At 54.2% G+C, this 20,069-nt stretch carries 16 protein-coding genes and 2 pseudogenes; 5 read left to right on the top strand and 13 right to left on the bottom strand.

Annotated features, from left to right (window positions below):
* Positions 1–92: 92 nt before the first annotated feature.
* Positions 93–989 carry a DsbA family protein gene (locus YA0848_RS10465; RefSeq protein ID WP_198731276.1) on the top strand — a complete coding sequence of 299 codons (897 nt, stop codon included), beginning with the start codon at positions 93–95 and terminating at the stop codon, positions 987–989.
* Between the two features lie 450 nt (positions 990–1,439).
* The gene (locus YA0848_RS10460; RefSeq protein ID WP_198731275.1) at positions 1,440–1,811 is read left to right on the top strand and encodes a hypothetical protein; all 372 of its coding nucleotides are present in this window, start codon (positions 1,440–1,442) and stop codon (positions 1,809–1,811) included.
* Here YA0848_RS10460 and YA0848_RS10455 read toward each other — a convergent pair.
* On the bottom strand, positions 1,802–2,680 hold the full coding sequence (locus tag YA0848_RS10455; RefSeq protein ID WP_198731274.1) for a 3'-5' exonuclease: 879 nt from the start codon (positions 2,678–2,680) through the stop codon (positions 1,802–1,804). The genes YA0848_RS10460 and YA0848_RS10455 overlap by 10 nt on opposite strands.
* Positions 2,681–2,854: 174 nt before the next feature.
* Positions 2,855–3,601 (bottom strand): annotated as a pseudogene (gene istA / locus YA0848_RS10450) (IS21-like element ISPpu23 family transposase); the annotation flags it as partial.
* Positions 3,602–3,806: 205 nt separating this feature from the next.
* On the opposite strand from istA (YA0848_RS10450), the pseudogene tnpC reads away from it, so the two are divergent.
* A pseudogene (tnpC, locus tag YA0848_RS10445) lies at positions 3,807–4,924 on the top strand (IS66 family transposase); the annotation flags it as partial.
* 371 nt (positions 4,925–5,295) lie between these two features.
* Here tnpC and YA0848_RS10440 read toward each other — a convergent pair.
* The 4 genes from YA0848_RS10440 to YA0848_RS10425 all read right to left on the bottom strand — a co-directional run bounded on the left by YA0848_RS10440 (position 5,296) and on the right by YA0848_RS10425 (position 8,739).
* Positions 5,296–5,535 carry an AbrB/MazE/SpoVT family DNA-binding domain-containing protein gene (locus tag YA0848_RS10440; protein WP_041476652.1) on the bottom strand — a complete coding sequence of 80 codons (240 nt, stop codon included), beginning with the start codon at positions 5,533–5,535 and terminating at the stop codon, positions 5,296–5,298.
* A complete protein-coding gene (locus YA0848_RS10435; RefSeq protein ID WP_041476671.1) occupies positions 5,532–6,335 on the bottom strand; it encodes an inositol monophosphatase family protein in 804 nt (267 codons plus the stop codon). Before YA0848_RS10435 ends, YA0848_RS10440 begins: the two co-directional genes overlap by 4 nt.
* 61 nt (positions 6,336–6,396) lie before the next feature.
* Positions 6,397–7,752, bottom strand: a complete 1,356-nt coding sequence (locus YA0848_RS10430) for a Fic family protein (protein ID WP_041476653.1) — start codon at positions 7,750–7,752, stop codon at positions 6,397–6,399.
* 261 nt (positions 7,753–8,013) lie between these two features.
* The gene (locus YA0848_RS10425; RefSeq protein ID WP_198731273.1) at positions 8,014–8,739 is read right to left on the bottom strand and encodes a hypothetical protein; all 726 of its coding nucleotides are present in this window, start codon (positions 8,737–8,739) and stop codon (positions 8,014–8,016) included.
* A 200-nt stretch (positions 8,740–8,939) separates the two neighbouring features.
* Between YA0848_RS10425 and YA0848_RS10420 the strand changes: the two genes are divergently transcribed.
* Complete coding sequence (locus YA0848_RS10420; RefSeq protein WP_034018616.1) at positions 8,940–10,322, top strand: IS1380 family transposase; 1,383 nt, start codon at positions 8,940–8,942, stop codon at positions 10,320–10,322.
* 780 nt (positions 10,323–11,102) lie between these two features.
* Here YA0848_RS10420 and YA0848_RS10415 read toward each other — a convergent pair.
* From YA0848_RS10415 to YA0848_RS10395, 5 genes are all read right to left on the bottom strand, one after another.
* Complete coding sequence (locus YA0848_RS10415; protein WP_198731272.1) at positions 11,103–13,145, bottom strand: DUF3883 domain-containing protein; 2,043 nt, start codon at positions 13,143–13,145, stop codon at positions 11,103–11,105.
* A 3-nt stretch (positions 13,146–13,148) separates the two neighbouring features.
* Positions 13,149–13,496 carry a hypothetical protein gene (locus YA0848_RS10410; RefSeq protein WP_198731271.1) on the bottom strand — a complete coding sequence of 116 codons (348 nt, stop codon included), beginning with the start codon at positions 13,494–13,496 and terminating at the stop codon, positions 13,149–13,151.
* A gap of 656 nt (positions 13,497–14,152) precedes the next feature.
* Entirely contained in the window at positions 14,153–14,956 is an 804-nt protein-coding gene (istB, locus tag YA0848_RS10405) for an IS21-like element ISPst3 family helper ATPase IstB (protein ID WP_198731270.1), read from the bottom strand.
* The gene (gene istA / locus YA0848_RS10400) at positions 14,949–16,448 is read right to left on the bottom strand and encodes an IS21 family transposase (protein ID WP_198731296.1); all 1,500 of its coding nucleotides are present in this window, start codon (positions 16,446–16,448) and stop codon (positions 14,949–14,951) included. The genes istB and istA (YA0848_RS10400) overlap by 8 nt, the downstream gene beginning before the upstream one ends.
* Positions 16,449–16,551: 103 nt before the next feature.
* Positions 16,552–16,998 (bottom strand): hypothetical protein, encoded by a 447-nt coding sequence (locus YA0848_RS10395; RefSeq protein ID WP_198731269.1) that lies wholly within the window; start codon positions 16,996–16,998, stop codon positions 16,552–16,554.
* Positions 16,999–17,082: 84 nt separating this feature from the next.
* Here YA0848_RS10395 and YA0848_RS10390 point away from each other — a divergent pair, with 84 nt between their 5' ends.
* Positions 17,083–17,364 carry a helix-turn-helix domain-containing protein gene (locus tag YA0848_RS10390; protein ID WP_041476950.1) on the top strand — a complete coding sequence of 94 codons (282 nt, stop codon included), beginning with the start codon at positions 17,083–17,085 and terminating at the stop codon, positions 17,362–17,364.
* A gap of 187 nt (positions 17,365–17,551) precedes the next feature.
* On the opposite strand, the gene YA0848_RS10385 is transcribed toward YA0848_RS10390, so the two are convergent.
* Both YA0848_RS10385 and YA0848_RS10380 read right to left on the bottom strand, forming a co-directional pair.
* A complete protein-coding gene (locus tag YA0848_RS10385) occupies positions 17,552–17,965 on the bottom strand; it encodes a hypothetical protein (RefSeq protein ID WP_052392130.1) in 414 nt (137 codons plus the stop codon).
* Complete coding sequence (locus YA0848_RS10380) at positions 17,966–19,168, bottom strand: hypothetical protein (RefSeq protein WP_156115285.1); 1,203 nt, start codon at positions 19,166–19,168, stop codon at positions 17,966–17,968.
* Positions 19,169–20,069 lie beyond the last annotated feature (901 nt).

The following is a 20,069-nucleotide window of genomic DNA, read 5'->3' as shown; positions in this document are numbered from 1 at the left end:
GACCCAGTTTAGGGTGCCGACTCGAGGCATACACGATGGCCAAGGGATTACGCTTTGGCCATTGTTGTTTACCAAGGACCGTCGGACCCACAATGAAACAGTTCATCAAAGCAAATGGCGCTTCCATCCTGCTGAGCGTCGCCATCTCTCAAGTCATCACCGTTGCTGGTCTGGCTTTCTACACCTCGACGGAATCTTTCGACAAGGCAATCAACTCGGCAGTGAATGAGGCCGTTGCCACGAAAGAAAAAGCTCAAATCGAGGAGTACAGAACGTCTCGATTCGCTGACTTCAAAGAGGCCCCTGATGAGGTGCCCGGCAATGCTCGGGTGTACGGGGGCCTTACTGCTCGCTTTACCCTGGCAGAATTCAGTGATCTGGAATGCCCATACTGCAAGGGCCTTCACGGCACCCTGAAAGAAATCGTTGACCGCTCCAATGGTGCAGTCAACTGGCAGTTCCGGCATATGCCATTGAGTTTCCACAACCCTGCAGCGACCACTGAAGCGCACGCAGCGGAGTGTTATGCCGACCAATTTGGCAACCGCGGCTTCTGGGTGATGTTGGACGAGGTTTTCCAAAAGTCCGGGGGTAACGGCGCCGGCGTATCTGACCTTGATGAGACTGTGCGGAAACTCGGCGCAGACACCGGGAAGTATCAAGAGTGTATGGCGAGCGAGCGATACAAGGGTCACATCGAAGACCAGGCCAAGCTGGGTGCCAAGATCGGTGCAACTGGCACGCCGGCCACCGTTTTGATCGACAACCTGACCGGTGAGAAGGAATTCATCAAAGGAAATCGCCCGACCAAAGACTTCATTGACGCGATGAAACGGATGATTTCCGAGTCCAAGGTCAAGGATGCCCAGGCTAAGGCCAAAGAGAATGGCGAGCCGGTCGATCCAGGGAGCGTGATCAGCAAGCAGCTTCTGGGCAATCCTCCAGCAGCCGCCGAACAAGAGAAAGAACCCTCGAAGGCGGCTGAGTGAGGCTGAATACCTGAGGGGGTTGCATATTTGGCCCTTCCATTATTGTGGAGGGGTCTTTATGCAAGGAATCCACATGTCTCATAACTGCATTATGGCTACCGCCGGTACCGTTCATATTCGCGCCATCCCGTCTGAAGCCCTGAGTCTCTACGCGCGCGCATACGCTGAGTTCAATCTGACCCGACGCAATCCGCGGCACCCCGGCATCCTAACCCGGAACACTATCTGCCCCGAGTGCAGCAGGAGCGTTGGTGGGGATCTAGTAGCCACCGAGTTGTTGCGATTGGTGGGTGAGCACGAGCAGCAGAAGGACCCTCTTAACGCACTCTCTGGGTCCCTCGAGGCCTGGTTTGACTTCCAAGCCAAAAGTCAGCGCTCCCCTGTCTAAGGCACCAATTGAGCCTATTGGTTTGGCTTCCTTCAGTAGCATTGCTATTGGAGGTGGCCCTTATGCGCAACCAAGCTTTAAACACCATGATTGGGAAATTTCGGCGGCTTGTAAGTCTCAGGCGTGCGCCCTTGGTGGCCGGCACCCTCAATATGGATGGAGTAAAGGCTACTCGAAAATCTCGATCTGTCGGCGATCTGAGCGATGTCAGAAGGATTGAGCTCCTGGCCTTAACAAAGGTTGTAGGTAGTTGGCGTGAACTGGATGCCGAGTATCACCGCCGGGGCTTTGAAATTGTCCATGTTGGCGATCGCCTCTATTTGGCTGAGTTGTACCCCGTGCGAGAGGTAATCTGCGAGATGTCGGAGCTGGGGTATGGGGCGACGCTGAAAGACCTTAATCTTCGGTTTGGCGGGCAGCGGAGTCAGGCGTAAGACTCCAGGGTTGCAGCCCTTGCAGCCTCTTTTTCTGCAGCAACAGCCCTTCGCTGACTTTCCCTCATCAGCGATATCACGATTGAGTTCACGGCGGTCAAAAGTTTCCCGCGGGTGACCGCCACGTACAGCAGGTTGATTTCTGCGTCTGATTCCTCGCGCTTCATCTCCGGGTCGAGCGGATCGGGGAAGTCTTCCATCAGCTGAATATTGTCCCACTCCAAGCCTTTGCAGCGGTGAGCGGTGGTGACGACGACATCAGCTTCGGACTCATCCTTGACAGTCATTTTCCGCAGCTGATCGAGCTTGGCCATCAGGTCGTCATACCCATTGACGATTCTGAGTGCTCGGTTCATTTCGATATCTTTTGTGTCTTCCGCGACCTGGGTGTAATGGTCGAATGTTTGGTATTCGTTGGTGATCCGAGAATTCTTGATCTTGTCTGTCTCTCCGGTCGCCAGCCAGTACAGATCCGCAATGTCGTCAATCTGGTACGACTTGCTCTCGCCAACCCAATAGATCTTTTTCCCAGCCGTGGCGAAGAAGAGGGCGGTCTCAATAACACCCATGACGGTTCTGTTGATGTAGGTCGCCTTTTTTGTATCAGCGGGCAAGGCAGTTTTTATCTGTGTTCGAGCCCCGCCCCCAACGACCTGTGTGGTCTCCCCCTTGAGCGCGAGGAGAAGGTTGGCGACATGGGCTGAAGCAGGACCAAAGCGGAACGAAGTCGTAAGGTGCATGGTGACCGCATCCGAGAAAAACTCATGGTCAAGAGCATTCACAGCGTTTCTAAACTGGAAAATGCTCTGGTGAGGATCACCTACGACGATGATCTGAGTCGTTTGTAGAAGAAGTAGAGAAATGCCCACTGGGTTCGTGTCCGGCCAGTCGTAAGTTCGAACTGATGGACAGGGCGGAAACCCTCGGTTTCCGGAGGTCTAGAAAAATTCTTCGTGTCCATGCAAATGAGGACTATATGGACAGATCTACATCTCCGCCGGCCACGCGCCGCAGGCTTGGCTCGTCGGGTAGCACCAAATCCATGCCTTAGCCTTGTCGCGCGGCTTACGCGCCCGCGCCGGCACCACCGCCACGCCATAGTGCTCGGCCAGATCGCGGTAGCTCGGGTTGATGTCCGGCTCGTAGCGATGGCTCTTACTCACCGCGCTTCGCAGGTTGTCCGGCACCACGATCTCCGGCACGCCGCCGAGGAAGGCGAAGCAGCGGGCATGGGAGCCCAGCCAGTCAGGTAACTGCTGCGACCAGGTGGCTTCGGCGAAGGTGTAGCTGGATGCACCAAGCACCGCGACGAACACCTGCGCCTGGCGGATCTCGCCGCTATAGCGGTCGATCACCGGCACCGTCTGCCCGGCGTAGTCGACGAACAACTTCTCGCCAACGCGATGTTCCTGGCGCATCACCACGTCCAGCTTGCCCTGCCAGGCTCGGTAGTGCTCGCAGAACCAGCTGTACTGAAAGCCTTTCGGCTGGCTCAGGCGGTACTCCTGCCAGAGCAGCGCCAAGGTCACGCCGGGGCGACGCAGCTCGGCATGCACCCAAGACCAATCAGGCAGCGGCCGCTGCTCGCTGGGCACCGCAGGGGCCAGTGGGAACAGTTGCTGTTCCAGCTCGGAATCGGACAACGAACAGGGCCAGGCTAGACCGCTGGCGGCAAAGCGGTTGAGGTAATCGCCGACAGTGACACGACCGATCTGCACGCTGACGGCAATCTGGCGAGCCGATAGCCCGACCTCGAACTTGAGACGAAGTACTTCGCGAATCTTACGCATGGACAAACGCTCCACGACGACCTCTCTGCTTCGAAAAAGAGGTCGATGGTAGTGAAGAAATCCTGCGTTACTGCCTGCCCGGTTGAGTGGCCGGATGACCGTGGAATCAGTGGTCGGATACGCGTGGAATGGGTGGCCAGATCACCGTGGAATAGGTGGTCAGATGCTCATGGAATGGGTGGCCAGATGACCGTGGAATCCGCACCCAGGCCAGGGCAGCCTGCTCGACGACCTGCTCGACACCGATATCGCGGCCATCGAGGCCGAGCTGAAGGCGTTGAATCCACCAGTTGCATCGACCGAGCCACGCAAACAGCCCAAGCGTGCACCGCTGCCGCCACAGTTCCCGCGTACCGTGATCCGTCACGAACCGGAAACACCCAGTGCGCCTGCGGCTGCCAGCTCCAGCGCGTCGGCGAAGACGTCAGCGAAAAGCTGGATTACACGCCGGGCGTGTTCACGGTCGAGCAGCATGTGCGTGGAAAATGGGCCTGCCGCCAGTGCGAAACGCTGATCCAGGCGCCGGTACCGGCCCAGGTAATCGACAAGGGCATCCCCACCGCCGGCCTGTTGGCCCACGTGATGGTGGCCAAGTTCGCTGACCACCTGCCGCTGTACCGACAGGAAAAAATCTTCGGCCGTGCTGGCCTGGTCATCGCCCGCTCGACGCTGGCGCAATGGGGCGGGCAAACCGGCGTGCAGCTTCAGCCCCTGGTCGATGCCTTGCGCGAAGCAGTGCTGGCCCAAGGCGTGATCCATGCCGACGAAACCCCGGTACAGATGCTCGCGCCCGGCGAGAAGAAAACCCACCGGGCTTACGTCTGGGCCTACAGCACCACACCCTTCGCCGACCTTAGGGCCGTGGTCTACGACTTCAGCCCCAGCCGTGCTGGCGAACATGCCCGTAACTTCCTCGGCCAATGGAGCGGCAAGCTGGTCTGCGACGACTTCGCCGGCTACAAGGCCAGCTTCGAGCAAGGCATTACCGAAATCGGCTGCATGGCCCACGCCCGGCGCAAGTTCTTCGATCTGCACGCCACGAACAAGAGCCAACTGGCCGAGCGGGTGCTGCACTCAATTGCCGGCCTGTACGAGATCGAACGGCAGGCACGCGACATGAGCGATGAAGGTCGCTGGCGAATACGGCAGGAAAAAGCGGCTCCCATCCTCGAAACACTGCATACCTGGATGCTGGCCCAGCACGACCGCGTGCCAGAGGGCTCGGCCATCGCCAAAGCCCTGGATTACAGCCTCAAACGGTGGGCGGCACTGACTCGATACCTCGAGGACGGCGCCGTGCCCATCGACAACAATTGGGTCGAAGTGCGACACGAAGTCGCTTAATGAAGTTGTTCCCCTTGGTGGGAACCACCCGTGTCACCGGGTGAATCTAGAAGGCTGAATCAAGAGCGCCTTCGACAATGGAACGAGGCATCGCAAGGTGCGGGGTACCAATCGTGAGAGGCGTAGGAACCTTGAGCCTTCCGTCAAGAGCGCATCCAAATCGATCTTCACTTCAAAGGCTTAGCGCGGTACAGGGAGGGTTTTTTGCGTTCAAATCCTTTCTGGGGAGTTGAACTGACTGGATTGATCAAAGCGTTTTGGTTCAGGTGGTTGCCCCGATTAGTCCTCTAAACGCTTTGCTCATGACGTCATGCGACAGGCAGGGCAGCCAGTTCTGCCTGGTTGCCTGCTCAATCATCCGTAACATTCTGCACTTTTCCGAAGGTATCCCAGTGTCCGACCAGTTCATCAACGCGGTCTGGAGTGCGTTCAGTTTTGCTCAGCACTAGGCACCGCGTTGAGCCAACGTATTCCTCGACTAGATAAAGGGAGTCACCAACATCTACACCGAGCTCTTGGAGGACCTCATCGGGAATGCGAATGGCGCCATCACCATCCCAATCCTCGATCACGACTTTTAGCGTTTTCATGTAAATACCTTGCTCCAATTTCGGCTTGCCAGTGACTGGCAGGCTTCTCGCGTACCGCCAAAGCATCTCCGAGATACTGTCTGCATGTCGGCTTCAGTGACATAAGTGATGCTGTTCCCATCCTGGTCAATCAGCACGCCCCCTGCGCCAATTAGCAGCGCATGACCTGCAGCCACATCGTGTGCTGAAACCGGCACAAGCGATACGCCTGCATCCCCATCACCTGCTGCGACTCGTGCCAACCGATAGGCGATGCTGGGCATCGCCACAAAGCAACCTGGTGAGCACAATTCAGAATTGATTTCGGGCTTGTTCGTTGCCGCAGTGCTGACCATAACTCTGCTGTCTTGATTCCATTCTTTTTGGGTGAGTGTCGCTTTAATGGGGCTCCCATTGCGAAGCACACACGGTGCCCCTTTTGCCCATGCGACGCAGTCGGAATCACCATCCAGCAAAACAGGTGCATAGACCACGCCAAGCACCGGTTGGGCATCCTCAAGCAAGCCGACAGATATTGCAGAGCCTTTGTGGCCTTTCAGGAAGTCTGCAGTCCCATCATTGGGGTCAACAACCCAGCAATACCTGGCTCCTGTGAGCCTATGGCCTGTTTCCTCACCCCAGAAATCACAGTCGAGCAGCTGCAGTAACCGCGGCTTTAGCAGTGATTCAATTTCAACATCGACATCTGCTTTATCGCCTGAGCCGCGAGGTCCTTCTGGGCGCTGCCATTCAGTAATGAGCAGCAGGCCAGCGTCTTCGACTAGTTGGACGACCTGTGCAAGAAGGCTTTCGTAATCCATAGGGTTTAATATTGAGTGTTCGCTTTCTGTCTGAGGGCGTGAATGGTTGGGTGTGAGATCATCAATTCCCATGGCGCGATTTCCAGAGGGTGAACTCGGATGGCCGTAATCCGTAACGCGCCAGCACCCCTTCGTGCAGTCGTCGGAGCTCTTCAACGATCAGGGCTTGTACTTCTGGCTGCTCAGTGTCTGAAACATGCTCAGCTACTGCGTGTTGAATGCAGGTCAGTGGATCAAGCTCAGGATGAGTGACGACCTCTCGAATGGTCGATTTGATGAAGTCCCGCCAGGTCAGTCTAAGTGGGTCTGGTTCAGCAAGGTCTTGCTTGATTGCCAGGTACTCCTGCGTTGAGCGTTCATAGGCCCAGAGGTACAGGTCGCGCAGCAGCTCTACCCGGGTCATTTCGTATACGCCCAACGTGGCGCGGCTGTAGGCCTGTTCGGGTACATCCAGAAATGTCAGCGGACATAGGTTGGCGCGAAACAGTGGCAGGTTCGCTGCCAGTCTGGAGGTGCGCTTGTTGATGTCGGCAAAGGGCTGCAGGTAGGGCAGGTGCACCATCATGAAGAACGACTGCTCGAACGGATCAGTAATCTGATTGGCCTTGCTAAGCAGAACCTCCAAGGTGTCCTCAATCTGTTGTGGTGTTGAGAGAGGGCGATAGGTGCTTTTCCCAATGTCGACGGCATGCTGCCGGATGCGGCCTTCATCTGCAGGATTTGGGAGCAGGTTCTCGGCCAAGGCGCTGTGCAGGTTCATCAATGTGTAGCGGTTGAACTCTGCACTTTCAATGTTCTCGACCAACAGCTCGATTGCCGTTTTATGGTTCAAGATCATCTGTGTTTCGATGGCTGCTTTACCTTGTGCGGCCTTTCCATGCTCAATCAGCTGTCGCGTATCGAGTCGCGAGTAGGTGTTCCCCTCCAGGTGACTCGATGCCCACGATAAATCAATCAGCAGGCGATTCAGGACTGCGCGGCTGTACGTGCCTGCAGGCTCCAAGGCATCTGTGGTTTTGCCCATTCTGTGCAGTTGGCGCCGCAGTGATTCTGGCAGGTAGCTCGTTGCGTTCGGCTGGTAGGTGTCAAGAAAGTCGCGCTGGTAGCCTACGGGCTTGCGCGCTTCAGGTGGTTGGTTGATGTAAGCGAGGATGTCCCGGCTGTCTGCCGACAGCGGGATAAAGGACGGAAAGCTATCAGTGTCCAGGGTGCTGGTTTCTGCTTGGATAGCAGTTCCGAAATAGCGCCGTGCTCTACCTTCACCCTGCGCTGAGATCTGACCGCTTGCTATCAGCTTTGCAATCAGTCGCTGCGCTGTTCTCCGAGCAATGTCGGGGTGTTTGGCCAATAGCTCAGTCAGCGTCAGACCGTTCCCAGATGCCTGGATACTGTTGAGTATGTCTGTGGAGGAGGGCATAGCTTAGGTGGCGCCGTTTGAATGCTGTTGGCGCAATTATGGCGCAGTTTTCTGAACTGCGCCAATTGGAGTGGCGAATTTGGCGCAGTTCTAGGCGATCTGCGCCATAGCGAGGGCCGAGGGGGCTGAGCGAGGGGTAGTAGTTCAGATGTGCTGGGGCCCTGGATATTGGTACGTCCATGACCAACGAACCCAAAGCCCACTCCAGATGGTCCGCTACCGGCCAAAAGCAGCCCCTCGCTTCGAGTTGGGCAATTGGATCTACGCTTCCGGATCAGCATAAAGCCAATCGATTTCTGCAAGGACGGCGTCCACCCTATCTTGCAAATGGTATCCCGGCGTTACGAACCAAGACTTATCAGGCTTAAATCGCGTCAATCGTTTCAGACTCTTCCGTGCCGTTTCCGATAGAGGAGTGGATGCCCATGGGTTCTCAAATAAAATAATTCCGTCCTCTACAACTATCAAGGCTCCAGAGACTTCAGGGCGGAATCTGAAAAGTCCTTCCCGTCTCTGTCTATAGATGTTCCGCTGCTCAAGATACCTGAGATCTGTACGCTCATATACGAAAGCGCTTCCCTGCTGGCCGTATAAGCTATGCCAAATACCAAAGCTCCCTACAAATGTACTTTCCCCCTTGTGCACGCTTGTATACGGCTTAGTATCCCGGCTATTGACCCCAAATCCATTTAGCAGGTCAAGCCAAAGCAGGTTCTCGTTCCCCTCCTCAAATTGGTTTTTATCACGCTTGCCGCTAACAGCCCTATCAATCACAACGTTGCTTGTATACTTCAACGCTAGCGGACTAGAGCCGGTTACGGGGTAACTAATGAAGAGTTTGATTGGGCCGATGTTCTGTTTCAGCCATTCGCTATGTTTGTTAGCTTCTGTGGCTGATTCCTGAGGGCAATAGACTTCCGCGAAGATGCTTTCGCCAAGTCGAAAATCTGGAGTTTTGGCTTTCCTCCTTTCCGGTATGCGCTCCATCGCAGGGAATACGGCGCCTAGCAGGCCTCCAGCAATGACTTCGGATAATTTAGCTGATGCTGTGTCCGGTGCGACACCAGGTTTACAAAGTATCTGGAGGTCTAGCCCGCATTTCTCACAGGAAGAGATGCACCGGGCCGTCGGATGCGCGAAAATTGTTGTGCAAAGAACGATTTAGCGCGACAACGGAGAGCGGCCCGATGCAGACACAGTGTAATCCGAAGCAGTACACGTTTTCAGGGGTGGGGCGGCGCGCGGTGGTAGCCGGATTTGATGGCGGTCGGGTGAGTTCGGATGGCGGCGCGTTGCTGCTCAAACAAACCGATGAAGCGGTGGGGTTGTTCGATCGCCTGGCCGGCTGTTTCCAGGACGATCGGATGCCCGAGGCGGTGGAGTTTCCGCTGCGCACGCTGGTGGCGCAGCGGGTGATGGGCATCGCGCTGGGCTACGAGGATCTCAACGATCACGAGCAACTGCGCCACGACCCGCTGCTGGGCGCGGTGATCGGCAAGCTGCAGTCCGGACGTGCGCGCTGTGCGCCCTTGGCCGGCAAGAGCACGCTCAACCGGCTGGAGCGCTTCCAGGCGCAGGGCAGTTCGCGCTATCACAAGATCCGGCCGCAGGCCGGCATGATCGAGGATCTGTTCGTCGATCTGTTTCTGGACGCCCACCGCAGGCCGCCAGAGGAGATCATCCTGGATCTGGATGCCACCGACGATCCGCTGCATGGGCAGCAGGAGGGCCGGTTCTTTCACGGCTACTACGGGGGTTACTGTTACCTGCCGCTGTACATCTTCTGCGGCCGTCACCTGCTGTGCGCCAAGTTGCGCCCGGCCAACGTCGATGGCGCCGCCGGGGCGCTGGAAGAGGTGCAACGCATCGTCAAGCAGATTCGCGCCCGCTGGCCAGACACGCGCATCGTGCTGCGCGCCGACTCGGGGTTCTGCCGGGATGACCTGATGACTTGGTGCGAAGCACAGTCGGTCGATTATGTCTTCGGACTGGCGCGCAACGCGCGCCTGACCCGGGCCATCGGCCCGAGCCTGCGGCAGGCCCAGGCGCAGTGCGAAGCGACGGGAGTCCCGGCACGGGTGTTCCAGGAACTGCACTACCGCACGAGGAAAAGCTGGAGCGCCGAGCGCCGGGTGGTGGCCAAGGCCGAGGCCTTGCCGGGCAAGACCAACCCACGCTTCGTGGTGACCACGCTTGCGGTCGGGGACTGGCCGGACAAGGCGCTGTATGAGGATCTCTACTGCGCGCGCGGCGAGATGGAGAACCGCATCAAGGAGTGTCAGCTCGACCTGTTCGCCGACCGCACCTCCACCGCGACGCTGCGCAGCAACCAGCTGCGGCTGTGGCTGTCCTCGTTCGCCTACGTGCTGCTCGAAAGCCTGCGCAGGCTGGCGCTGTCGGGGACCGAACTGGCCCAGGCCACGGCCGGTAGCATCCGCCTGAAGCTGCTCAAGATCGGCGCGGTCATCACCGTGAGCGTGCGCCGGGTCAAAGTGGCCATGAGTTCGGCCTTCCCGCAGCAGGAGGTGTTCGATCACGCCTTCGATGTCTTGAGCGCCGCGGCGCGCTGACAGCCGCACACCCACCGTCCCCCTCCACATCACACCCCGTCCACCCTGCCGCAAGCGCCTTGTTCAAGCGCGCTCGCAGGCGCTTGCCCGAAATCAGCGCTGTCGGCAGCCTGCGCCACCTGCGACGACCTGCGTCCGTCAAAACGGCCCAATGCGCAGGGCTGTGAGAAATGCGGGCTAGATTTGGCGGCAGCCCACGACGAACCCACTCAGCACACGCAACATCCAGCATTAGGAGTTTTGAATATTCTACGCTAGGAACTCCGTTCTGCGCTGCGGTGTTGAGTATGGGGAAGAGGAAGCTACCAGGCTCAACAGTGACCGAGGGATTCTCGATCAGCTTGAATAGAGCACGGTTTATGCCCAGATAGCGGAGGGTATTCAACCATTCAGTCATCATGATTCCATACAGCCTTGTAGGGTTTGGACGCGCAGAATCTTATCTCGATAGTATCTGGCCCGTCTGACTACCGTTGTTTACATCCACCAGTCTTCAGCGAGGCAGCCTAGATGACCATTTGTAATATGCTTGGCGTTATCAACGCCTAAGCGGATTTGAAGTCCCTGTAGCCTCCATGAGTTGCATTTCAACTACATGCAGTACCATTAAATTGTTCTGCGATGAAAAATATATGTGCCAAAAGATGCCTTAGCATAAATAGTTGCAAAGCAATCCATGCTAGGAGAGTAGAGATTTGCTTGCTATCCAACCATTACGATAGGCAGATCCGGTCGCTAGTAGTCAGCTTCTGGCACGCTGTGAAATCACCATCTGTAATCTTATTGCAGACAATATATTTCTGGATTGTAAGGGTAATTGCTGCATTCCCAAACCCATTGTCGGCACTGTCGAACCAACTCAAGATTCTTTGTCGGATTTGGAATGAATGACACTTCGATGCTGTCGCCTGATTGCTTGACAATTGCGATCAGGTAACAGTCCCCTTTTTGGCGGGCAACAGCTTCTTCATTACTTGTCATTATGAAAGGCTGAGTTGGCGTTTCTATAAGTTTTACTTCGATAAAAAGCTTCTTTCCCTCGATGTTTTCGCACTCTATATCGTAACCAATGTTTTGACGGCTTACATCGATTGCAGTCCATCCCTCAGCCTCAAAGATATTTCTTAGTTGCTCTTCTGCGCCGCGCCACTTCTTTAAGTTGAGAGTGTTGGATTTTTTGCCATTCACAGAGGGGAAGGCTGCAATCGATTGTAAGATTCCAGATTTTTCTATTTGCTCTGGTCGTGTATTTGGGGCAGGAGTAGTGGGGAGGATTCTTAGGGCAGTTTCATTACCTGCTACAGATTTGATGAGCCTTGTTAGACCGCCTACGCCAGTGCTGCGTTCTCCAACTAAGTCCACGAAGTCGGCATCTATCATCAGGTCGTTTAGTTTGGCATGATCAATTGAAATGCTTGCTCCATTTGCAATAAAAATAGGCCATTTTGTATCGATTGATATTGGCTCAATCTGTTTTGTATCACAAAGTCTAATTAATTCAGCAACAATTTCCGAGCAGCCATTTATAGTGATTTCGGTGTTTTGTAGAGAGTTTGATAGATCTTTGAGTCCGGCTTCTTTTGCGCCCAAATAGCGCATAAAGTTGGCGGCACCATCGACGTCGCTGATGATTTTTGGCGCTGCTATAATCGCGCTTTTTTCGCTAATTTTTTGAAAGTCATTGGGGTTTAACCAAGAAGGTCTTAAGGAAAAGCCCGGAATAAATTTCTCACACTCTGCTTGAATTGCAGAAATGAACTCTGATTTAAATGATTTTCTTTGGAGTTTGTGTAGTCGCGGGTCGTCAAGTGGTAGAAGAGCTGCAAGCATTCCTTTAGAGTCTGGTAGGGGGGCATCATGCAATATATAGTTAATAATGCGCGCAACTAACTTTGCTATATGGGCTATACCATCTGCTGTCCGTTGATCGAAAACCACCCTAGTGCGAGATGGGTCGGTGCTAATATCTCCGTTGACTTTGATACCAAGCCCGGTAGCTTCATGGGTTGGTAGAAAGGCATGCACAGTAGCATCGCTCTCAGAAAGAACTTCAATTTTTTCTGATTGTGGGTCTTGATAAAAGGCAACTGATACGCAGTTTTCGGTCGCAACAATCCAATTTGATAAGCTTGATGAACTACTCAAGGTCGATAGTAAAAAAATATCATCCCATGCATCTCTAGATATCTTGAATTCATCAGTTCTTCTGCCTTCGAGGGTAACCTTGCCTATATTTTTTAGGAATAGTAAGGAAGATTGGTCAAAACTTATAAACTCATGATCAATCGACTCAGCCGCCAGTCCGTTGAAGATAAAGAAAGTGCTGTAGCCTTGAAGCATCAAGCGCTCAATCTCTTCCAGCGTTTCACTTCGTATTGCTGGATCAATAGGGTGCGGAATGCGCAGCAAGGGAACCTTGTCCGCTTGAGGGATGTCATTTAGTGTCAGCTTTTTAGAGAAAGTTGCTTCTAATTTCCCGCTGATAATATGTACTTCCTGCGCCAACCCCACGACAGACTTAAATCCAATTCCTCTGTAACCAATACTATTTCCGCGTTGCTTCGTTGAAGCCGCGCTGCGGCAGATTGCCTCTAGGTCTGACTTAGAAAATACGTGGCCGTTATTGGCAATGATCAAGTACTGTTGAAATCTCTTTACGAGAAAACTCGACGAGCCTGCATCATCTGCGTTTTGAAGCAGCTCAATAAATGATCTTGAGTCATAGCTCTCTGCTACGTAATTTTCAAGACCTGCAAGATCAGATAGTAACTTAGGTGACAGTCTGGCTTCACCTAGCAAAGAACGCCGAATTTCCTCAAGCATGCCTTAAGCCTTTTTTGGGTAGATCCGGATTTTGGCGATATTTTTCACTGAGATGTGCACGCTTTCCGAGAAAGTGTCGAAACCGAAAAAATCATCTGAGTAATAGGTGGACTCAGAGGTGCCAATTACACGATCAGATGTATCATAAATGGCAATGACCAAAGTAATATCATTTTTTATTTTTGTGCCAGTTGCCGCGTGAATTTCACCTCGCACATCGACCATTATGTAGTCATCATCCTCATCTTCGTCAGCATCCATGAATGCCGAAAGGCTCTTAAAGCTAACCATCAAACGCTCTTCAAATGCTTCCAGTCGTTCGATTTTTGAAGTCAAATCTAGTTTTGCCATGAAAACTCCTTGCCAGGCATATGGGGTTAGTTTCTCTTGCGTTTGGTGGGGCTTGAACGTATACAACTTTAGGGCGTCAGTGACCGAATTAGAACCTACGCATTTATCAAGAAGCTGTCCACCGGCAGCTTCTGGCCGTTAGCGGCTATGGCCCTTACGACTCCGATTCGGTCTCCTCGCAGCCACCAGCGGAATGACAATTTTCATCGGCAATTGCCAGCCTTTCGATAGCCGGCTGCTGCAGCTTCGGTCTCAGAACGGAAAAGCACCGCGTTATTAGGCGACACTTTGTTATAGCTGGGCATCCCTCGGCTAGGTGATAAACCTTGCTGTTCCGATTGCCGATTATTGCGTCGCCGCTGCGAGTCTCCGGTTCAGGCGCTGCGGTAGTCCGGACAGGAACAGCGCTAATGATTCCCTCGCGAGAAGGCTTGTGTCCTAAGCTCCAAGTGCGGTCACGTGTGTTGGCGCTGATGGAAAATTGACCCACCCTGCCGATTGAAATTTGACCCAGGGCGGATTGCTGATTTTGTTACCAGCAACTGTGGATAAGTCTACCAGCGCAGCTGCTGTTGCCCCCACTCCTTCGCTAGCCCAGTTCAGTTGTTTAAGACCTGCCACACGCAGCCATGTAGCAGGCCGTCGTCGCCATGAAATCAGAACGGCTCATCGTCCTCCGGTTCCTGGCCGCCCTTACGCTTTCGCTCCCGTGATTTGATCTTGGCCTGGGCCGCCAAGCTACTGTGTTGCAGGCGATAGAACTCGTTACCGGTTTCGACGATGTGGCAGTGGTGGGTCAGCCGATCCAGCAGGGCGGTGGTCATCTTGGCGTCGCCGAACACGCTCGACCATTCGGCGAAGCTCAGGTTGGTGGTGATCACCACGCTGGTGTGTTCGTACAGCTTGGACAGCAGGTGAAACAGCAACGCACCGCCAGCCTGGCTGAACGGCAGATAACCCAGTTCGTCGAGGATGACCAGATCCATGCGCAGCAGTGCCTGGGCGATCCGCCCGGCTTTGCCGTCGTGTTTTTCGCGCTCCAGCAGATTGACCAGATCGACCGTGGAGTAGAAGCGCACGCGCTTGCCATGCCGGGTGATGCCGGACACGGCCAGTGCGGTGGCCAGGTGGGTTTTACCGGTGCCTGGCCCACCGATCAGCACCACGTTCTGCGCGGTGTCGGTAAAGCTCAGATTGGCCAGCTTGCTGATCAAGCGAGCGTCGGCGCTGGAGGCGCTGAAGTCGAAGCTGGCCAGATCGCGGTGCATCGGCAGCTTGGCCATGTTCATCTGGTGGCTCACCGAGCGCATGGCGCGATCTGTGTGCTCTTGTTCCAGCAGGTGTTCGAGCAGCCACTTGGACGAGGCTGTGTTCGACTCACCCTGTGCAGTTAACTCCGCCCAGGCCGTGGCCATGCCGTGCAGGCGCAGCTCCTTGAGTTCCGCCATCAAATCACGCATGACCGATCTCCTCGGTCTGGCCACGCAGGCGGTCGTAGCGCGCCGTGTTAGCGACGGGGGCTTCCTTGAGCGACAAGTGGGTTTCGACGCTGGGTGGTGGTTCGGTCGCGGCCAGGCGCGCCACGACATTGAGGATGTGTTCGGCGCTCAGGCTGCCGCTTTCCAGTACCAGCTCAACAGCCACCAGCACCGCATCGAGCCTGGCGACCGGTACGGCAGCCAGAACTTGCGCCATGATCCGGTCACCGCCGGCATGACGCCCCAGACCGTGCTTAAGCTGACGCAGCGGCGCCGGCAGATCAGCAAAGGGCGCGCCGTTGCGCAGCGCACCGGGCTTGCGTTCGATCAGCGGGAGGTAGTGCTGCCAGTCATAGCTGACCTGGTCGCGATCCAGCAAGCGGACATGGCTGGCGATCAGCGCGTCGTCAGCCACCACCTCGATTCGCGTCGGATACAAACGGCTGCTGACCCACTTACCCGCGTACTCACATGGCACCGAGTAGCGGTTGCGCCCGACGCTGACCAGGCAGGTGCTGGAGACCCGCGCAGGCCGCTCGACGTAACCGTCGAATGGCGCTGGCACAGGCATCAGTTCAGCGCGCTCCAACTCCAGTACTTCGGCTACACTCAGCCCGCTGTATTGAGGGTGCGTCAGCTCGTTCCAAAGCGCGCGGCAGCGCTGGCCCAGCCAGGCATTGAGTTCCTCGAAGGAGTGAAACTGGCAGTCCTGGGCGTCTAGCCAGATACGCCTGCGGCTGTCTTGCACGTTCTTTTCAACGATGCCCTTTTCCCAACCAGCGGCGACGTTGCAGAAGTCCGGATCGAACAGGTAATGCGCGCACATCACCGCAAAGCGTGCATTCACCGCCCGGCCTTTGCCCTTATTGACCTTGTCGACGGCGGTCTTCATGTTGTCGTAGATGCCCCGGCGCGGCACGCCGCCCAAGGCGCCGAACGAGCGTGTATGGGCGTCAAATAACATCTCATGGCCCTGGCTCGGATACGCCACAAGCCAGAACGCACGGCTGGCACACAGCTTCAGATGTGCCACCTGCATACGCCGGTAAATGCCGCCGACCAGCAAGCCTTCCTCGCTCCAGTCAAACTGAAACGCCTCGCCAAGAGCAAAAGTCAGCGGCACAAAGGCCTGCGACGCCTTGCCCTGTCCCCCTCGCCAGGCACGGATAAACGCGGTGAGCTGGCTGTAGCCACCGTCATAACCTTCGGCTTTGATTTGCGCCAACAGCGCCTTGGCACTGCGCCGCTGTTGCTTGGGCCGCAGCGAATCGGCTTTTAGCGCCTGCTCCAGCGTGGCGTGAAAAGGGCTGAGTTTGTTGAAAACCACGCGTCGCTGGTACACCGGCTGCTTGGCCTCCGGTTCCCTGACCCACTTGCGGATGGTGTTGCGCGCCAACCCGGTACGCTTGGTTATCTCATGCAGCGACAGCTTGTCGCGGAAATACATCCGCCGAATTTTGCCCATCATTTCCATACTGATCACCCTGTGTTCTCCTGCTCAATAATTGAGCAGAAGCAGTTGAACACCTGGGTCAGTTTTCAGTCGGCAGAACAGCCTCTACTGGGTCAGTTTTCGGTCAGCGGCAACAACCCGACATCACCGTGCTGCTGAATAGCGTTTCCCGTTGTGCGCCCTGCTGCTTTGTGATTTCCGCATCGCCATAGATGTAGGTTACATCGCCTTGAACCAGGTAAGCGTAAGCAACACCTTCTGCGGACTCAAAGCGCTCGATCGATTCGAGCGGCTCCATCATCCATCGCCCCGATTGGTTCACGTGATCAGGGGTGACCAATAGCACCCCTTCCATCAGGAGGCCGTGTCCTTGCTCTGACACGAGTGACTGGAGAAGACGTTCATTACTCAGCATCAGCATCGGATGAACGTCGAAGTCCTCTGACGATTCCTTTGTAGCGACGTAGAACCAGGGACGATGAATATTGTGCTCCACGAAGCTACATGCCGTGGGGTCGTCTCCAAAGAGTCCGGCTTTGTCGATTTTCGCGTGCTGGTGGGTCAGGAACATGGGGCGGGCCTCTAAATATACTATTCATAGTATAGATCAAAGTGCATTGAAACGGCTTCATCGTTCCTTTTGCGAGCTGTTGAAATGCGATCGGAACTCAAGCGAGCCCTTGGCGCGGCGATCAAGTCGTACCGACTGAAACGAAACATTTCTCAGGAGAGCATGGGGCCGAGCCAGCCCTACATCAGCAATCTCGAAGCCGGTCGGTGGAGCGCGTCGCTGGACAAGATTGAGCAGATGTCGGCTGTGCTCGGTGTACACCCCGTCAGCGTCATTCTTGCTGGCTATCTCTCGAGTGAGTCTGCAGCAGAGTCGGACGAGGTACTTGCGAGAATCCGTAGCGAGCTGAGCGAAATTGGCCTCTAGCATTCGGGGGCTGAAGGCTGTTGTCAGTGCAACGGCCGAGGGGCACACAGTAAACCTACCCAGCGACAGTGCGATGTCCATAATTCCGGTGCCGTCCCTTGTGCTTGTTAGGGCTGAAACCGGCCCGATCTGAATGCGGCTTTGTCACGGCTGGCTATGGAAAAGTGCGTATCCACATACTCGTCACCTACGAGCGCTCCTTGCCAAGTTTTATACTTTCGCCGATGAGATTTTCAGAACCGCCTAGCCTTTTGTTTTCTTGCTGAAGCTGATGGTTGTAATGAAGTAGTGATAGATACTTTACAAGTAATGCTTCATGTTCTTGCTTGAGTTGCGAGAGTTCGAGCTTTAACGAATCGATCCTTGTGATGGCTTCATCGTGTTTGTTAACGGTCCGGCCCTTGGCAGAATCTTCCGCTGCCTCTCTTATCTCTCTAATTAGAGGCAAGAACTCGCCGCGAGATTTCTTGATGGAGCCTCGTTTTCGGCCAGCCTCGAGTGCCACCGAGTCATTGTTTATCTTGCTTTCTCTAGGGACGATGGTGGGATTTCCCGCGATCAAGCGTTGTAGCGCTGCTCGGTATTCCGTGATAACAGACATTCAGCTCTTCCTCGAAATAGAATTCTTACTACGCATGAGGAAATCTCTAAGCGCTGACTCTTCATTCTCTAGTTGCTGATAGCTTGCGCTGTTCGACGAAAAAAGAATCTTCTTTCTTTCTAAAGAATGCAGGGCGTTCTCGATGCGAGGAATGCTGCTTTCATCTAGTATGCTGTGAGCGCACCCTGTGCAGGTTAATACATTGGTAAAAGAGATTTTTGAACATGGTGCGTTTAGTGAGCAGCCACCGATAATGGTCGGTCTATAAGACATCTCGCCATTAAAGAATTTTCTCTGAGTGTGCTTTCGGTCTAGCTCAATACTTACTTCCGTTCTGTCCTTTATGCGCTGAATTCTTGTGCCCTCTCCACCGAACAGAGTTGATTTTGTATTTATGACATTGTTGTCGTAGGCAATGAACTCGGCAATCTTTCGTTGTGTATTCAGCTCTGCAACGAGCTCTTTTTGACTGTCAGTGCAAACAAAGTTCTCTGCGAACGAGGCATTATTCATGTAGTAGCTTGTCATGGCTATGGTTAAGTGCTTCAGTTGTAGGGAGAGTGCTCCGATTGAGACTAGACCTGATCGAGCCGCGTATACAGCTAGCGAACGGCGGGCCTGATGTGAAGTGAATGGCCATGCCTTTCCGAGGCCAAATTTATCTTCAGATCGCCAATCTCTGAAGCCGTCAAATAGTTCCAGTTCTTCGATGTCACGTTCTTCAATCAGAACATCCAAGCGATTCAGAAGGATTGGTGTCAAGGCGGCAGCTAGCTTCGCAAGCGGAATTCCATATCCTGGGTGCTCCATCCCGATATCAAAACGGACTGCGGGGAAAAGAGGTAATCGCTTGCGATCTGATAGCGTTACGTCATGTCGAATATAATTTATTTCTGCTATAGCTTGCGCGCATTTAAGTGCGGGTACGACCTCTTGGGAGGTAATCCAATAGGTTCGTTTTTGACCATCACCAGTAAGTTTTGATGTGTAGCCATTTAGAATATGAACTAACCCTGAAGGGGAGTCTATCGTTTCAAGAGCGTCAAGGGGAAGGGTCCTGCATTCAGTGTCACGCATCCCGCTAAAAATATGGATGTACCATTTGCAGGCAAGTTGAATAGTTGATAAGTGGGAAATGAGATTCCGGTTATCCACAATGTTATTGCTTGAGAAATATGATTCTAGCGACAACTCCTTGGCCACATCTTCAAAGCTCTTAGAGCCACAGTGAAGACTGCCATTGCTTCGTGCGGTTATCTTGTTTAGTCCATAAGATGGGTCCTTACTGTGTCGAGTATGGAAAATTTCGTGAATTGCTGCTGATGACGCTAGAAAATCGTTGATGACCTTGATGAGGTTAGCTATTAGTTTTGAGTAAAGTCTGGTCGGAACTATAGGGACTTGCTTGCCGGACTTGGGTGTTATTTCTAATAGGCTAAGTACTATTTTCAAGGGAGTGGATGTGAAGGAGAAGCAAAGCTTCGGATGCCTATATTGAATGTCTAACAGCTTGACATAAGTTGAGTGTAGATCTTCAAGTGCGGAGCGTTTACTAGCAGATAGAGATGATTTCAACCTTTGTTGAAACTTCAGAGATTCCGAGGAATTAGAGAGTGTGCAACCGGAATCTAACGCAATACTTGCCAGTCGCCTTAAATCACTAACGGTAGACCGTAGCGTACCTGCAGTTACACGCTTTCTTGAGAAATATAGAATCCCGAAGCACAGGCGCTTTAGTTCTAGATCTATCGAGCTCTTTAGTTCTGAATCCTCATCGCTCCATGAGGTCCAGTTGAACGTGCATGGTCCAGTGTTCGAGTAAGACGTGAGGTTCCAGATAACGTTCCCGAAGCGAGATACGACATTCCCTGAAGAGTCGCGGCTTATTACAAAATCGTCGCTTGGGAATTCGAACGCACCATCGGACTGTCGAAAGACATCCGGCATGGCGCTGCTATTAAGAGCAATGCTAAGTCTTACAGAAGCTTTCATGAAATATAACCGGATTGAACCAAGAAGTCGTAGTGGATGCCCGGCGGTTTCAGGAGCTGAGTGCAACACGGTTATTGAATTGAAGCTGGAGCATCATGCCGCATAGCCATGG

The organism is Pseudomonas sp. S4_EA_1b (assembly GCF_016307435.1).
GTDB lineage: Bacteria > Pseudomonadota > Gammaproteobacteria > Pseudomonadales > Pseudomonadaceae > Aquipseudomonas > Aquipseudomonas rhodesiae.
Note: the sequence above shows the minus strand (reverse complement) of the source record. Positions and strands in the feature narration are given on the sequence as shown.

Excerpts from the sequence above, each read along its gene's own strand:
- YA0848_RS10465 (WP_198731276.1), top strand. The coding sequence starts at position 93 with ATGAAACAGTTCATCAAAGCAAATGGCGCTTCCATCCTGCTGAGCGTC.
- YA0848_RS10460 (WP_198731275.1), top strand. The coding sequence starts at position 1,440 with ATGCGCAACCAAGCTTTAAACACCATGATTGGGAAATTTCGGCGGCTT.
- YA0848_RS10440 (WP_041476652.1), bottom strand. The coding sequence starts at position 5,535 with ATGAAAACGCTAAAAGTCGTGATCGAGGATTGGGATGGTGATGGCGCC.
- YA0848_RS10435 (WP_041476671.1), bottom strand. The coding sequence starts at position 6,335 with ATGGATTACGAAAGCCTTCTTGCACAGGTCGTCCAACTAGTCGAAGAC.
- YA0848_RS10430 (WP_041476653.1), bottom strand. The coding sequence starts at position 7,752 with ATGCCCTCCTCCACAGACATACTCAACAGTATCCAGGCATCTGGGAAC.
- YA0848_RS10425 (WP_198731273.1), bottom strand. The coding sequence starts at position 8,739 with ATGGAGCGCATACCGGAAAGGAGGAAAGCCAAAACTCCAGATTTTCGA.
- YA0848_RS10420 (WP_034018616.1), top strand. The coding sequence starts at position 8,940 with ATGCAGACACAGTGTAATCCGAAGCAGTACACGTTTTCAGGGGTGGGG.
- YA0848_RS10415 (WP_198731272.1), bottom strand. The coding sequence starts at position 13,145 with ATGCTTGAGGAAATTCGGCGTTCTTTGCTAGGTGAAGCCAGACTGTCA.
- YA0848_RS10410 (WP_198731271.1), bottom strand. The coding sequence starts at position 13,496 with ATGGCAAAACTAGATTTGACTTCAAAAATCGAACGACTGGAAGCATTT.
- istB (WP_198731270.1), bottom strand. The coding sequence starts at position 14,956 with ATGCGTGATTTGATGGCGGAACTCAAGGAGCTGCGCCTGCACGGCATG.
- istA (WP_198731296.1), bottom strand. The coding sequence starts at position 16,448 with ATGGAAATGATGGGCAAAATTCGGCGGATGTATTTCCGCGACAAGCTG.
- YA0848_RS10395 (WP_198731269.1), bottom strand. The coding sequence starts at position 16,998 with ATGTTCCTGACCCACCAGCACGCGAAAATCGACAAAGCCGGACTCTTT.
- YA0848_RS10390 (WP_041476950.1), top strand. The coding sequence starts at position 17,083 with ATGCGATCGGAACTCAAGCGAGCCCTTGGCGCGGCGATCAAGTCGTAC.
- YA0848_RS10385 (WP_052392130.1), bottom strand. The coding sequence starts at position 17,965 with ATGTCTGTTATCACGGAATACCGAGCAGCGCTACAACGCTTGATCGCG.